The sequence below is a fragment of the Fibrobacter sp. genome, assembly GCF_045601785.1.
In the GTDB taxonomy this organism is placed as follows: domain Bacteria; phylum Fibrobacterota; class Fibrobacteria; order Fibrobacterales; family Fibrobacteraceae; genus Fibrobacter.
Genome location: NZ_JAZSAF010000058.1, coordinates 1 through 13,622, shown reverse-complemented (window position 1 = coordinate 13,622; position 13,622 = coordinate 1). Strand labels below are relative to the sequence as shown.

Genomic DNA, 13,622 nt, shown 5'->3' with positions numbered 1-13,622 from the left:
GAACTGATTGCAAAGAACCCCGACCACGCCAAGCCGCGTGTTCAGGAAAACTATCGTCCTGGAATTTTCTGGTAATAATATGAGTAACTACTACAACATGCCGAAACTCCCGACCGAGAACAGCCCGAAGGTGGAAATCTTCGTGGACGACAAGCCGGTGATGGTTCCTGGCGATACGAACCTGCTCGAGGCCCTCAAGGCCGTCGGGATTGAAACTCCTCACGTATGTTACCATCCTTACCTCCCGGTATCGGGTAACTGCCGCCAGTGCCTGGTGGAGCAAGAAGGCCCGCGTGGCCGCATGCTCGTGATTGCATGCTACACGCCGGTTTCTCCGGGTATGAAGATTTACACGCCGGCATCCAGTGCCCGCGTGAAGAACGCACGCAAGGCCACTCAGGAATTCATGCTGGTGAACCACCCGCTCGATTGCCCGATTTGCGACAAGGCCGGTGAATGCACCCTGCAGGAAAACTACATGGAAGCGGGCCAGAACGAATCCCGCATGCGCCCCGAATACGGCAAGAACTACCACGGCAATCCGGCTCATCAGTTTATTGATGCCAAGGGTCAGCTCCGTGGCGGTAAGCATGTGGACTTGGGCCCCCGCGTGTTGCTCGATGAAGAACGCTGCGTGCAGTGCGACCGTTGCGTGCGCTTTATGCGTACCATTGCCGGTTCCGAACAGCTGCAACTCGCAGGTCGCGCCGACCATACCTACATTACCACATTCCCGGGCGAAAAGCTCGACCACGAATACGACTTGTGTGTCACCGACGTTTGCCCGGTGGGCGCCATGACCGCGAAGTACTTCCGCTTCCAGAAGCGCGTCTGGCTGCTCAGCCACACGCCGACGATTTCGATGGACGATTCCCTCGGCGCAAACATTTGGCTCGATTACGCCGACGGTCACATTTACCGCGTGATGCCGCGTTGCAACCCGGTCGTGAACCGCAGCTGGCTCTCTAATACGAGCCGCCTCGCGTTCCAGAATTTCGACAAGAACCGCTTGCCGGCGATGGGCTTCCACGTGATTCAGGAAGCGCTTGCCGAAGTCAAGAAGGTCGGGGGCAAGGTCGCCCTCGTTGCCGGTGGCTCTTGCACCATCGAAGATCTCGCCGCACTCCGCATGCTCAAGGAATCCTTGGGCGACTCCGCCGAACTTTTCGGCGGCACCTTCAAGAAGGTGGGTGCCCCCGATGGCATTGCCATGAGTGGCGACCCGCTTGCAAACCGCGCCGGTTTCAAGCTGCTCGGCATCGCCGACAACAACCTCGAAGACCTGGTAAAGCGTGCAGGTGAATTCAAGTTGCTCCTCACGGTGAACAACGATATCTTCGGTGAAGGTGGCGCTGCAGCATCGGCTCTCGAAAAGATTCCGACCCGCATCGCTCTGACTCCGTTCAACGACGCGACTGCCTCCAAGGCGACGCTCGCTTACGGTATTCGCCACTGGAGCGAAGTCCAGGGCACCATGGTGAACTGCATGAACATTCTGCAGAAGCTCTCCGCCTGCCCGGTCTGCCCCGACGAAAAGCTCCGCCCGGCATACGATGTGCTTTCTGACCTCGCCGGATCCCGCTTCGAGAGCGCCTTCGACGCTTTCAGACAGGCGGGCGAGTATGCAGGCGCGCTTGCAGGATTTTCTTACGATACCATCAAGAGTACTGGCAAGTTACTCGAAGGAGGTAACGCCTAATGGATATTATTGAATCCAAAACCTGGGTGGAATGGGCCATTACGATTGCGAAGTTTGGCTTCTGCTTCGTACCGGTGCTCTACATTCTGCTCCTGATTCCCATGGAACGCCGCGGTGCGGGCTTCATGCAGGACCGTCAGGGGCCGAACCGCTCCTATATCAAGGTTCCGTTCTTTGGCAAGGTGCGCCTGTTCGGCTATGTGCAGAACATGTGCGACGGTACCAAGCTTTTCTTCAAGGAAATGTTTGCACCGAAGGGCGCGCAGAAGCTGCTTTACTATGTGGCTCCGGCAATCCCGTTTGCCATCGTGTTCCTTAGCCCGTGCGTGATTCCGTGGTTTGGCCCGATGGTCTTTGAATGGGGCGGCAAGGTCGTCCGCATCGCGGGCCCGATCGTGGATTCCGAAGTGGGTATCCTGTTGCTCTTCGGTTTCAGCTCGCTATCTGCCTATGGTGCCGTTCTTGCGGGTATCGGTTCCCGTTCCAAGTACAGCTACCTGGGTTCTCTGCGTACGACCGCGATGACGATCAGCTACGAAGTCTGCCAGGGCCTTTCGATGATGGGCCTTCTGGTGCTCGCCGGTTCCTTCAGCTTGACTGACATTGTGAGCTGGCAAGAAACCCACGTGTGGGGCATTGTCGCCCAGCCGGTGGCTTTCTTCTGCTTCTTGATTGCGACGATTGCCGAAACGGGCCGCGCCCCGTTCGACGTGGCTGAAGGTGAACCTGAACTTGTTGCCGGCTACCACACCGAATATGGTGCCATGCAGTTCGGCCTGTTCTACATGGGCGAATACTCTCACATTTGCATCAGCAGCCTTCTTGTGGCAACGCTCTTCTTGGGCGGCTACTCGGTCCCGTTTGTCACGACCGAGACCATCCAGGCACACATGGGTGGCTCTCTCGCTATCCTCTGCTGGGTGCTCGCTTTCCTCGCCCTCGCTTTCCTCCACATGCTCTACCGCTACTCTCGTAAGCTTGCTGCTTCCAAGCAGAGCAACAAGATGGAAATCTTGCAGGAATACAAACTTTATAAGATGGTTGCCTGGGCCGCCACGGCTGTGTTCATTGCCGCTGGTGTCGCATCCTGGATGTTCTACAACCCGCAGGTCACTATGATCGACGGCGTTGCCGTGAACACTCTTGGCGCTGCCCTGGGGACTGCTCTCATCCACCTGCTTGTGCTCCTGGTGAAGAGCGTGCTCTTCTGCTGGGTATGGATCTGGGTCCGCTGGACGCTCCCGCGCTTCCGCTATGACCACGTCATGCATCTAGGCTGGAAGATCATCTTGAACATCGCTATTTTGAACCTCGTCGTGACCGCCGTGGTCGCGAAGCTGATGGGAGGTAACTAATGGCTCGCGTTATTAGACAGAGACCCATGAACTGGGTGGAACGCCTCTACATCTTTGAGGCCATTCGCGGCCTGTGGACGACGCTCAAGCACGCTGCCCGCGGCCTGTTCCGCTACGAGACTTTGCCGACGATTTCTTACCCGGAAGGTCAGCCCGAAGTCCGTAGCACTTACCGTGCAAAGCACCGCCTGATGCTTCGTGCCGATGGAACGCCTCGTTGCGTTGCCTGCGGCATGTGCGCTGCAGCTTGCCCTGCCCACTGCATTTATATCGAAGCGACCGCGAGTGACGATCCGCGCATCGAAAAGAAGGTGAAGCGTTTCGACATCGACCACTTGACCTGCGTGTTCTGCGGCCTTTGCGTCGAAGCCTGCCCGGTAGATGCACTCCGCATGGATACCAAGGAAATCGTCTTTGAACACCGCACCCGCGAAGAATTCGTGGCAACCCTCGAGACCCTTACCGCTTGGGATCCGAAGGATTACCCCGATGATGCTCAGAGCCAGAAGGCTCCGGGTGGAACCCTGAACGCCGAGGCCCGTAAGGTCTGGGGAATGGAGGTGAAGTAATGCTTGCCTTGATCTATTTCATTATTCTCGCCGTGGTGGCCGTGGGTGGCGCTCTTTGCGTGCTGCTCTCGAAGCACCCGCTGTACGGTGGTCTCTCGCTCGTGGTGACGATGCTTTCGCTCGCAGGCATTTACGGCCTGCTGGGTAGCCCCTTTATCGGGGTGGTGCAGATCATGGTCTACGCCGGTGCCATCATGATGCTCCTCGTGTTCGTGATCTCGGTCCTGAACGCCGCAAAGGATTCCAAGACGCCGATGTTCGACGGAACTTCGATCTTTGTGGTGCTCGCCGTGCTGGTGCTTGCTGGCCTTGTGGGCTTTGCCCTGGTGCTTTCGCCCATGGGTTTCGACGTATCCGCTCTCCGTGGCTCGGTCGAGATGACATCTTCGAACCTGTTTGATACGACGCAGACGGGCCCCGGCTACTTCGTGCTTTTCGAAGTGCTTGGCCTTTTGCTGCTTTCTTCGATGGGTGCCGCCGTTCTCATGGCGAAAAAGCACCTGGGCTCCGAAGTCTCCGAAGAAAAGGAGGATAAGTAATGGAACTCCAACCGCTTTACATCCAGATACTTGCTCTGGTGATTTTTTCCATCGGACTCATCGTGGCGCTTTCCCGCCGCAACGTGTTCTTTGTGCTCATGGGAATTGAACTTGCGCTTAACGCCGTGAACCTCTCCTTTGTGGGGTTTGCGAAGACGCTCCCTGCGGCAGAAAGTGTCGCGGGCCAGATCTTCCCGCTGTTCTCGATTGCGGTTGCCGCAGCCGAAGCTTGCGTGGGCCTTGCTCTTGTCATCCTCATTTTCCGCAACCGTGAAAGTGTCGATTCCGACAACTATTCCAATATGAAGGGGTAAGCAATGACAAATTTACCGCTTTGGATCATTCCTCTTTTCCCGCTCTTGGGTACGGCTCTCCTTGCGACGATCGCCATTGTCTCGTCGGAAGGCAAGAAGGGACCTTCCGAAGGGTTCGTGGGCGCGCTCTCGGTGCTGTTCCCGGCACTTTCGTTTGTGTCCGTGGTGCTGCTTGCCTTTGGCATGCCTGAAGAAGGCATCCGTCAGACGCTCTGCAACTGGATCGACATCCCGATGCTCAAGGTCGATATCGGATTTTTGTTCGATGGCCTTTCCCGCGTGATGCTCCTGTTCGTGACCGGCATCGGTTCGCTGATTGCGCTCTACTCGATCGGCTACATGCATGGCGACCGCGGCTTTGCCCGCTTCTTCGCCTACATCAACCTGTTCCTGTTCAGCATGGTGGTGCTGGTGCTTTCCGACAGCCTGCTTCTCACCTTCTTGGGTTGGGAAGGCGTGGGACTTTGCTCCTACCTGCTCATCGGCTTCTGGAACCACGACCTGAATAACTGCAAGGCCGCGAACAAGGCATTCATTGTGAACCGCGTGGGTGACATCGGTTTCCTGCTCGGTATGCTCTGCCTTGTGACGCTCGGTGGTTCTGCAATTTTGAATTACGACGCCCTGAACAAGTTTGTGGAAATGCTTCTTGCGGGTGGTCATGTGGATCTCGCGGCACCCATTATTGCCGTTGCGGGCATGCTCTTCTTTGTGGGTTGCACCGGTAAGTCCGCTCAGATTCCGCTCCTTACCTGGCTTCCGGATGCTATGGCGGGTCCGACCCCTGTGTCGGCACTCATCCATGCCGCAACCATGGTGACGTCTGGCGTGTATCTGCTTGCCCGTCTTTCCCGCATGTTCACGATTGTCCCCGAAGTGCTTGTCATCGTCTTGATCGTGGGCATGCTCACGGCTTTCTGGGCGGCTGTCGCAGGGCTGTTCCAGAACGACATCAAGAAGGTGCTTGCCTATTCGACCATCTCCCAGCTCGGCTACATGTTCATGGCCGCTGGCGCATCTGCCTTTGATGCATCCATCTTCCATGTGTTTACCCACGCCTTCTTCAAGGCGGCCCTCTTCCTGGGTGCCGGTGCCGTGATTCACGCGCTCGCTGGCGAACAGGACATGCGCCGCATGGGTGGCCTCATCAAGAAGACTCCGGTGACTGCCTGTGTGATGATCTTTGCATTCCTCGCTATTATCGGTTTCCCGGGCTTTGCCGGTTTCTGGTCCAAGGACCTGATCTTGGAACGCCTCTACACGAACGCCCCGTTCGGTGAATTCTTCTACTTTGTAGGCCTCTTGACAGCGGTGATTACGGCGGTCTACATGGGACGCCTGATTATTATGACGTTCTTCGGTGAATACCGTGGCCCCAAGGAAAAGGAAGCCCACATTCACGAGGCTCCGGCCAGCATGCTGATCCCGATGGTGATCCTTGCCTTTGGTGCCGTGTTTGCCGGTTACTTGTGGGCTGACTCCATGGGCATCAAGTTCTTTGAACAGACGCTTGCTCCGGTGGTGGGCTCTGCTCAGAATTACGCGCTGGCGGGTGCATCTCACCACGTGAACGCTCTCACGTTTGCCTGCTTCGGTACGGCGGCAGCACTGCTTGGTATGATCATTGCCTACGCGCTCTACGGCCGCAAGGCTCTGCCGCATCTCCACGCCAAGTGGGGGAGCGCGCCCGAGGGCTTCAAGGCGGACTGGACGTTCTTCTTTGACTACATCCATGAAATTTTCATTATCATGACGAAGGTTGCCGCGTTCGTTGCCGACATGTTTGTCGACAAGGTCCTGCAGGGCATTCAGTGGACGGTGGGCGCCATTATCGAAATTGTCGGCGACGGGTTCAGTTCTTTCCAGGCGCGCAAGGTGCGCGTGCAGCTTACGCTTAGCCTGGTGGGTGTCGTCGCACTGGTCGCTGTTGTACTTTTGACTGGAGGATTGATCTAATGCTGTTGCATCTTCTTGTCCTTGCTCCCTTTGCGGCGGCCATCCTGATGATGGCTACGTCGAAGGAAGATTCCAAGTCCTCTTCCAGGCTTGCCTTCCTGTTCGGCTTTACCTTTGTGGCCTTGTCGATCGCCTTGATTGCGGGCGGAAACCAGGCGACCGAAGCCGTGGAGTGGTTCCGCATTCCCGGTGCGAAGGGATCGGTCTACTACTACCTTTACAGCCATGGACTGGGCGCCTGGATGGTGTTCCTTTCTACGGCACTTTCCCTTGTTGCCCTGGTGACGGGCCGCAATACCTTCGAAAAGAACTACAGGAACTTCGCCATCGCGATATTTGCCCTGATGGGTGCCATGAACGGCACCTTCCTTGCGGCAGACGCGGTACTGTTCTTCTTCTTCTTTGAAGCGATGGTGTTCCCCGCAGCAGTGCTCATTGCTGGTTTTGGTGGCAAGGAACGCCGTAAGGCTGCGATGACCTTTGCAATCTATACCCTGGTGGGTTCTGCCCCGATGATGGTTGCCCTCTGGTACCTGATTTCGATTGCGGACAACTCCCTGGTGCTTTCCTTGGCGGTGGCACTCCAGAGGCTCGACACTCCGATGCAGACCATGCTCCTGTCTTGCTTCTTGCTCGCCTTCATGGTGAAGACCCCGATTTTCCCGTTCCACGGCTGGCAGGCGATTACTTACGCCGAAGCCCCGGCTCCTCTCACTGCAATTCTCACGGGTGCCATGAGCAAGGCGGGCGTGTTCGGGTTCATCGCCTGGATTCTTCCGATTTTCCCGCTTTCGATGGAACTTGTCGATGCCATGCTCTGGCTTGGACTTTTGACGGCGGTGTATGGCGCCCTGATGGCGCTCCGTGCAACCGACGGCAAGAAGCTCCTTGCGTTTAGCTCCATGAGTCACTTGGGCCTTGCGGTGGCGGGCGTGTTCAGCTTGTCTGAATCGATGCTCCCGGCCGTGCTTGTGCTCTTGGTCGCACACGGACTTTGCGCTGGCGCCCAGTTCTTCTTGATGGGTATTGCCGAACGCTTTGCCGGAACGCGCGACATCGAGCAGCTCGGCGGGCTTTCTTCGAGAAATCCTGTGTTCAGCTCCACCTTCGGTTTCATCGCGGTGCTTTCGCTTGCGGTTCCGGGTACAGCCGGATTCGTTGGCGAATTCACGGTGCTGATGTCCCTGTGGGACATGGGTCCGCTTCCGGCCCTTGCCGCAGGCCTCTGCCTGATTCTTTCTGCCGCCTACGTGCTGCGCTTTGTTCAGAAGGTTATCTTCGGCAAGCCGGCTCGCGAATATGAAGATGGCAAGCGTATGACGGCACTCGAAGGTTCTTCTGTCGGCATCATGGGAATTCTCCTTTTGGTGTTCGGCATGCACCCGGCCTTCATCACGAACGCCCTGCAGCTTTTCGATGAATCGGCTGTGCAGGAAATGGACAAGGTGACGCACCCCGCCGAAGTGCAGGAGTCGCAGACGGTTGAAGCTGTCGACGATACGACAGGCGAGGCGATTGCCGACGAGAACATCGCGGCGGTGGCACAGCCCATGACCGAAGATGATTTGCAACAGTTGGATTCCAACTTGAAGGCGAACGGTTTTAGCGACGAAGAGCGCGCTCAGCTGATTGCCCAGCTCAAGGAAATGAGCGAAGCCGAAGTTGCCGATGTCGAACAGCCCGATGGCGCTTCTGAAACGAACGAGGCCAATGTAAAGGAGGCTTCTGAAAATGAGTAATATCGTCAATCTTTTGCCGGTGATTTTGGTGGCGGTGGGTGCGCTGGTGACGCTTGCCGCAGAACCGTTCCTGAAGGACGAGAACAAGCACAAGGTGCTCCCCTGGGTGGCGAGCCTTTTCGTGGTGCTCGGTATGGGGGCCTATTTCCTCACGACGACCGACACGTTCATGAACCTGTATGCGATGGACCCGATTCGCCGCGTTCTCGGCATGTCGATTTTCCTGTGCGCATTCCTTGGCGTTGCGGGTCTTCAGTGGACCCTTGGTCACGAAAAGTTCAAGGGCGGCGAAGCCTACGCGCTCCTGCTGCTTGCGACCTGTGGTGCAACGCTCATGACCCAGGCCATCGATTTCCTCGCCCTTTTCCTGGGCATGGAACTGGCCAGCTTCCCGATTTACGCCCTGGTCGGCCTTCGCCGCAAGGACCTGAATGCAAGCGAAGCCGCGTTCAAGTACTTTGTGTCGGGTGCCGTGTTTAGCACACTGTTCCTTTATGGCGTGGCGCTCATTTACGGTGCGACCGGAACGACGCATGTATTTGGCGCGGTCATTGCGGGCCGCGGCATGATCTACGGCATGGGCGTTCTGCTCTGCCTGTTTGGACTTCTCTTTAAGGCCGGTGCCGCTCCGCTGCACTTCTGGGTGGCCGATGTCTACATGGGTGCATCCTCTGCGGTGACGGGCTTCATGGCCGCGGTCGTCAAGGTGGGTGCCCTCGCTGCGATCGGAACGCTTTGGCTCGGTTCCTTGGTGACGCGCATCGGTTCTGCTCCGGCTTGGAACCTCGCCGAACAGGTGACCATCCATAGCGAAAACAAGAGCCTGTTCTATGTGATCGTCGTGGTGTCGCTGCTTTCGATGGCGATCGGCGCCTTTGGTGGCCTTGCCCAAAAATCTATTCGCCGCATCATGGCTTACTCCGCCGTGATGAATGCGGGCTTCATCGTCATCGGCCTTTTGCTTCCGGACTATGCGATGGAAGGTACGGTGCAGATGGGTGCCATGTACTACTTCCTGGTGACCTACGCCATCGGTAGCGCCGGTGCCTTGACCGGTATCGCCTTCCTTTCGGGTAGGGGCGACAAGTATGAAATCCTGGATGACATCCAGGGACGTGGTCGCAAGCGCCCCTACGTGGCTGTCGCTACGACGGTCTGCTTGGCAAGCCTTGCGGGTATGCCGCCCGTGGCAGGCTTCCTTGCCAAGTTCACGCTCTTTACCGACGCCCTCGCCGGTGGAATCGGCATCATCGCGGCAATCGCCTTTGGCCTCTCGCTCGTGGCCGCAGTGTTCTACCTGCGCATCGCCTTTGTGCTCTTCATGCCGCTCAAGGCTGAATGCGAGTGCAAGTGCTGCTGCGCGAAGAGCACAGTGTATGCTTATCTGCTCCGCTTTGGCGTGACCCTTGCCGCAATCGCCCTGATTGTGGTGGGTATTTTCCCGAAGCTTGCCCTGATTGCATAAGTTTCGGCGAATTGTCGCTATGGCTATTTGAATTGCTCGGCTTAACAGCTGGGCAATTTTTTTATCTTTCCTGTTGAAAAAAAGGAACAAGTTATGGACAAGATTTATCGTTCGGGTATCGGTTTTGACGTTCACAAGTTGGTGGAAGGCCGCAAGTGCATTATTGGCGGGGTAGATATCCCATACGAAAAAGGACTCCTCGGCCACAGCGATGCCGATGTTCTGTTGCATGCCATTAGCGATGCGTTGCTGGGTGCTGCGGGCCTCGGCGACATCGGTACCTATTTCCCGGACACCGACCCGGCATTCAAGGGCGCCGACAGCCTGGAACTGTTGCGCAAGGTGGGCGAGGAAGTCCGTAAAGCCGGCTACGAAATCATCAATATCGACAGCATCGTGATGTGCGAACGCCCGAAGGTGAACCCGCACAAGGATGCCATGAAGGCAAACATCGCACGCGTCTTGGGCCTCGATGTGAAGCAGGTCGGCATCAAGGGAACCACCACCGAAAAGCTCGGTTTTACAGGCCGTGGCGAGGGCATTGCGAGCCAGGCGGTTGCAATGGTCCGCAGCCTGTAGTTTTGTAGCGAAAAAAGTTGTTTGCTCCCCCTTTGACGGTTCAAGGGGGAATTTCTATTTTTGGGGTAGTTCTGACAACAAAAACAACTACGCTGTAAATCCGGACTAGCTGAAAGGCAGCGACGATGACCCCGGTAAGTGGCGCCAATATAGGAATACCCTATGGTTTTAATGATTCTCAAAATGATTGGTTGCCTTGCGCTGCTCATGTTCGGTATGAAGACCATGAGCGAAGGCTTGCAGAAACTCACGGGCGGTCACCTGCGCGCTGTCCTTGGCACCATGACCAAGCACCGTATCGGAGGCCTTCTCACAGGCACGTTTGTTACGGCCTCGGTGCAGTCTTCTACCGCTACGACCGTCCTTACCGTAAGCTTCGTTAATGCTGGCCTGCTCACATTGAGTCAGGCCATTCCTGTTATTATGGGCGCAAACATCGGTACCACGGCCACGGCCTGGATCATGTCCATATTCGGGTTCCAGTTCAACATGAGTTCGGTGGTGTGGCCCTTCTTCGCCCTCGGCATCATCCTTTCTTACACCAAGAAGAACTCGACCAAGAGTATCGGCGAATTCGTGTTCGGTTTTGCGTTTATGTTCCTGGGTCTTACCACGCTGCGCGAAAATGCGGTGGCCATGGACTTGGCCCACAACCAGGCGGTCATCAACTTCTTTGCAACGACTGGCGGCTGGGGCATCTTCAGCACGCTCCTCTTCTTGCTGCTGGGTAGCATCCTGACCATGTGCGTGCAGTCGTCTGCGGCCATCATGGCAATCACGCTCCTCCTCTGCAGTAGCGGAGTGCTCCCGATTTACCAGGGCATTGCGCTTGTGATGGGCGAAAACATCGGAACGACCGTTACATCAAACCTCGCCGCTCTTTCGGCAAGTACGCAGGCAAGGCGCGCGGCCTTGGCCCACATGCTGTTCAACGTGTTCGGCGTGGTGTGGGTATTGATAGTGTTCCGCCCGTTCGTGAACATGGTGTGCAGCATTGTAGGGTTCGACCCGACGTTCGTGCCGCATACCGAAGAAGAAGTTGCCCAGGCGAGCGTCCGTGTGACCTACGCGCTATCTGCCTTCCATACGTCATTCAACCTCTGCAACGTACTTATCCTCATCTGGTTCATCAAGCCGATGGAAAAAATCATCTGCAAGATTATCCGCGAAAAGGAAGACGGCGAAGATTTCAAGGTCAAGTTTATCAGTGCGGGCCTCATGAGTACTGCAGAACTTTCGCTCTTCGAAGCCCGTAAGGAAATCAACTTGTTTGCAGCACGCACGCAGAAAATGTTCCGTATGGTGCCCGAACTGCTCGAGATGAAGGACGAAAACGATTTCGTGAAGCTCTTTGCCCGCATCGAAAAGTACGAAGGCATCAGCGACAACATGGAAATCGAAATTGCCAAGTACCTGAACCAGGTGTCCGAAGGCCGCTTGAGTCCCGAAAGTAAGACGAATATCCAGTCGATGCTCCGCGAAATTTCTGAAATCGAAAGTATCGGGGATTCCTGCTATAACATGGCCCGCGCCATCAACCGCAAGTTTAGGAGCACCGACGACTTTACCGAAGAGCAGTACAACCGCATCAAGCACATGATGCAGCTTTGCGACAAGGCGTTAACGAACATGATCGATGTCATTAGCGATGCTGTGACTGCCGACGCAAACCGTACGCTGAATATGGAGAACGAAATCAACGATTATCGCAAGCTCCTCAAGGAGAAAAATATTGCCGACATCGAATCGCAGAAGTACAGCTACCAGATGGGTGTTCACTACATGGATGTGGTGAACGACTGCGAAAAGCTCGGTGACTACGTGGTGAACGTGGTCGAGGCTCACCGCAACAAGAAACTGTCCAGCTAAAATTCACCTATAAACTTCGCCATACGGCGTCATGCGAACTGATTTCGCATAGAAATAAAAAGACCCTGCAAAAACTTGCAGGGTTAAAATTTTGAAATTTGCACAAGTGCAAAGTTACCCTTTAATTAATAAACTGTAATTAGTCTAGAAATAAAAACTCCGCAAACGATGTTGCGGAGTTGATAAATCCAGAAATTTTTTCAGTTGCGAGCAGAGCAAGGCCGCAGACCCGAAGCCGTACAAAACGTACGGCGAGAGGTCGAGAACGCCGCTATGCGAAGCAAATGGAAAAGTTACTTGTCGGTAAGCACAGCGACGCCCGGAAGCACTTTGCCTTCCAGGAGCTCGAGGGAAGCGCCACCACCCGTAGAGGTGTGGGTCACCTTCTTGTCGGCACCGTACTTCTTGGCAGCCGTAGCGGTATCGCCACCACCGATCACGGTGATTGCGCCAGCAGCGGTAGCTTCGACGATAGCGTCGGCCATAGCCTTGGTAGCCTTTTCAAAAGCTTCGAATTCGAACACGCCAGCAGGGCCGTTCCAGACGATGGTCTTTGCAGACTTGATAGCGTTCACGAAGAGCTTGGTGGATTCAGCGCCCACATCGAGGCCCATCCAGCCAGCCGGAATGCCTTCGGCGTCAGAGACAGCCTTCGTGGCAGCGTCGGCAGCGAACTTGTCGGCAGCGATGTAGTCCACCGGGAGGATGATTTCCTTGCCGGCAGCCTTGGCCTTGGCCATCAGATCCGGAACGAGCTTGGCACCTTCTTCGTCAAACAGAGAAGAACCGATTTCGATGTTGTTCAGAACCTTCTTGAAGGTGAAAGCCATGCCACCGCCGATGATGATCTTGTCGGCCTTGTCGAGGAGGTTGTTGATGAGCTGGATCTTGTCAGCGACCTTGGCACCGCCGAGGATGGCGAGGAACGGACGCGGAGGATTGTTGAGCACCTGGTCGAATGCCTTGAGTTCCTTGTTCATGAGGAAACCGGCGGCGCGCTGCGGCAGTTCAACACCAGTCATGGAAGAGTGGTCACGGTGAGCGGTACCGAAAGCGTCGTTCACATAGACGTCAGCGAGCTTGGTGAGGCTTGCGCGGAATGCCTTGACGGCTTCCTTGTCGGCCTTTTCCTTCGTTTCGGTGCCATCGGCGTTCTTGATCTTGCGCTTGCCTTCTTCTTCGATGTGGAAGCGGAGGTTTTCGAGGAGGATGATTTCACCCGGCTTGATAGCGGCGCAGGCAGCTTCGACTTCGGGACCCACGCAGTCGGAGAGGAACTTCACCGGCTTCTTGATGAGTTCTTCAAGCTTCTTTGCAACCGGGGCGAGGGTGTACTTCATGTTCTTTTCGCCATTCGGACGACCCAGGTGAGAAGCGAGCACGACGGCTGCACCGTGATCGAGAGCGTACTGGATGGTCGGGAGGGCGGCTTCGATACGCTTGGTGTTGGTGATTTCGCCAGTCACCTTGTCCTGCGGAACGTTGAAGTCAACACGGATGAACACGCGCTTGCCGGCGAGTTCGAGATCTTCGATAGA

Annotated in this window: 11 protein-coding genes; 10 read left to right on the top strand and 1 reads right to left on the bottom strand. The window is 56.0% G+C overall.

The genetic code is table 11. The annotated features are described in order from the left end of the window. Nucleotides 1-79 precede the first annotated feature (79 nt). The 10 genes from ACKI61_RS09380 to ACKI61_RS09335 all read left to right on the top strand — a co-directional run bounded on the left by ACKI61_RS09380 (nt 80) and on the right by ACKI61_RS09335 (nt 12,084). A complete protein-coding gene (locus ACKI61_RS09380; protein WP_407457473.1) occupies nt 80-1,699 on the top strand; it encodes a 2Fe-2S iron-sulfur cluster-binding protein in 1,620 nt (539 codons plus the stop codon). Beyond that, nucleotides 1,699-3,054 carry a complex I subunit 1/NuoH family protein gene (locus ACKI61_RS09375; RefSeq protein WP_407457472.1) on the top strand — a complete coding sequence of 452 codons (1,356 nt, stop codon included), beginning with the start codon at nt 1,699-1,701 and terminating at the stop codon, nt 3,052-3,054. The genes ACKI61_RS09380 and ACKI61_RS09375 overlap by 1 nt, the downstream gene beginning before the upstream one ends. Then, a complete protein-coding gene (locus ACKI61_RS09370; RefSeq protein WP_407457471.1) occupies nt 3,054-3,623 on the top strand; it encodes a NuoI/complex I 23 kDa subunit family protein in 570 nt (189 codons plus the stop codon). Before ACKI61_RS09375 ends, ACKI61_RS09370 begins: the two co-directional genes overlap by 1 nt. Further along, a complete protein-coding gene (locus tag ACKI61_RS09365) occupies nt 3,623-4,162 on the top strand; it encodes an NADH-quinone oxidoreductase subunit J (RefSeq protein ID WP_407457470.1) in 540 nt (179 codons plus the stop codon). The genes ACKI61_RS09370 and ACKI61_RS09365 overlap by 1 nt, the downstream gene beginning before the upstream one ends. Beyond that, a complete protein-coding gene (nuoK, locus tag ACKI61_RS09360) occupies nt 4,162-4,476 on the top strand; it encodes an NADH-quinone oxidoreductase subunit NuoK (protein ID WP_407457469.1) in 315 nt (104 codons plus the stop codon). The genes ACKI61_RS09365 and nuoK overlap by 1 nt, the downstream gene beginning before the upstream one ends. Before the next feature lie 3 nt (nt 4,477-4,479). After that, nucleotides 4,480-6,432 carry an NADH-quinone oxidoreductase subunit L gene (nuoL, locus tag ACKI61_RS09355; protein WP_407457468.1) on the top strand — a complete coding sequence of 651 codons (1,953 nt, stop codon included), beginning with the start codon at nt 4,480-4,482 and terminating at the stop codon, nt 6,430-6,432. After that, nucleotides 6,432-8,171: a NuoM family protein gene (locus ACKI61_RS09350; protein ID WP_407457467.1), complete on the top strand. Its 1,740-nt coding sequence runs from the start codon at nt 6,432-6,434 to the stop codon at nt 8,169-8,171. The genes nuoL and ACKI61_RS09350 overlap by 1 nt, the downstream gene beginning before the upstream one ends. Continuing rightward, nucleotides 8,164-9,636 carry an NADH-quinone oxidoreductase subunit N gene (locus ACKI61_RS09345; protein ID WP_407457466.1) on the top strand — a complete coding sequence of 491 codons (1,473 nt, stop codon included), beginning with the start codon at nt 8,164-8,166 and terminating at the stop codon, nt 9,634-9,636. Before ACKI61_RS09350 ends, ACKI61_RS09345 begins: the two co-directional genes overlap by 8 nt. Before the next feature lie 93 nt (nt 9,637-9,729). Next, nucleotides 9,730-10,215 carry a 2-C-methyl-D-erythritol 2,4-cyclodiphosphate synthase gene (gene ispF, locus ACKI61_RS09340; protein ID WP_407457465.1) on the top strand — a complete coding sequence of 162 codons (486 nt, stop codon included), beginning with the start codon at nt 9,730-9,732 and terminating at the stop codon, nt 10,213-10,215. Between the two features lie 162 nt (nt 10,216-10,377). After that, nucleotides 10,378-12,084, top strand: coding sequence for a Na/Pi cotransporter family protein (locus ACKI61_RS09335; RefSeq protein WP_407457464.1), 1,707 nt, complete (start codon nt 10,378-10,380; stop codon nt 12,082-12,084). A 293-nt stretch (nt 12,085-12,377) separates the two neighbouring features. On the opposite strand, the gene pgk is transcribed toward ACKI61_RS09335, so the two are convergent. Then, a partial coding sequence (gene pgk / locus ACKI61_RS09330) for a phosphoglycerate kinase (RefSeq protein WP_407457463.1) occupies nt 12,378-13,622 on the bottom strand: 1,245 nt, incomplete at its 5' end.

Coding starts and splice junctions, on each gene's coding strand:
- ACKI61_RS09380 (WP_407457473.1), top strand. CDS start 80: ATGAGTAACTACTACAACATGCCGAAACTCCCGACCGAGAACAGCCCG.
- ACKI61_RS09375 (WP_407457472.1), top strand. CDS start 1,699: ATGGATATTATTGAATCCAAAACCTGGGTGGAATGGGCCATTACGATT.
- ACKI61_RS09370 (WP_407457471.1), top strand. CDS start 3,054: ATGGCTCGCGTTATTAGACAGAGACCCATGAACTGGGTGGAACGCCTC.
- ACKI61_RS09365 (WP_407457470.1), top strand. CDS start 3,623: ATGCTTGCCTTGATCTATTTCATTATTCTCGCCGTGGTGGCCGTGGGT.
- nuoK (WP_407457469.1), top strand. CDS start 4,162: ATGGAACTCCAACCGCTTTACATCCAGATACTTGCTCTGGTGATTTTT.
- nuoL (WP_407457468.1), top strand. CDS start 4,480: ATGACAAATTTACCGCTTTGGATCATTCCTCTTTTCCCGCTCTTGGGT.
- ACKI61_RS09350 (WP_407457467.1), top strand. CDS start 6,432: ATGCTGTTGCATCTTCTTGTCCTTGCTCCCTTTGCGGCGGCCATCCTG.
- ACKI61_RS09345 (WP_407457466.1), top strand. CDS start 8,164: ATGAGTAATATCGTCAATCTTTTGCCGGTGATTTTGGTGGCGGTGGGT.
- ispF (WP_407457465.1), top strand. CDS start 9,730: ATGGACAAGATTTATCGTTCGGGTATCGGTTTTGACGTTCACAAGTTG.
- ACKI61_RS09335 (WP_407457464.1), top strand. CDS start 10,378: ATGGTTTTAATGATTCTCAAAATGATTGGTTGCCTTGCGCTGCTCATG.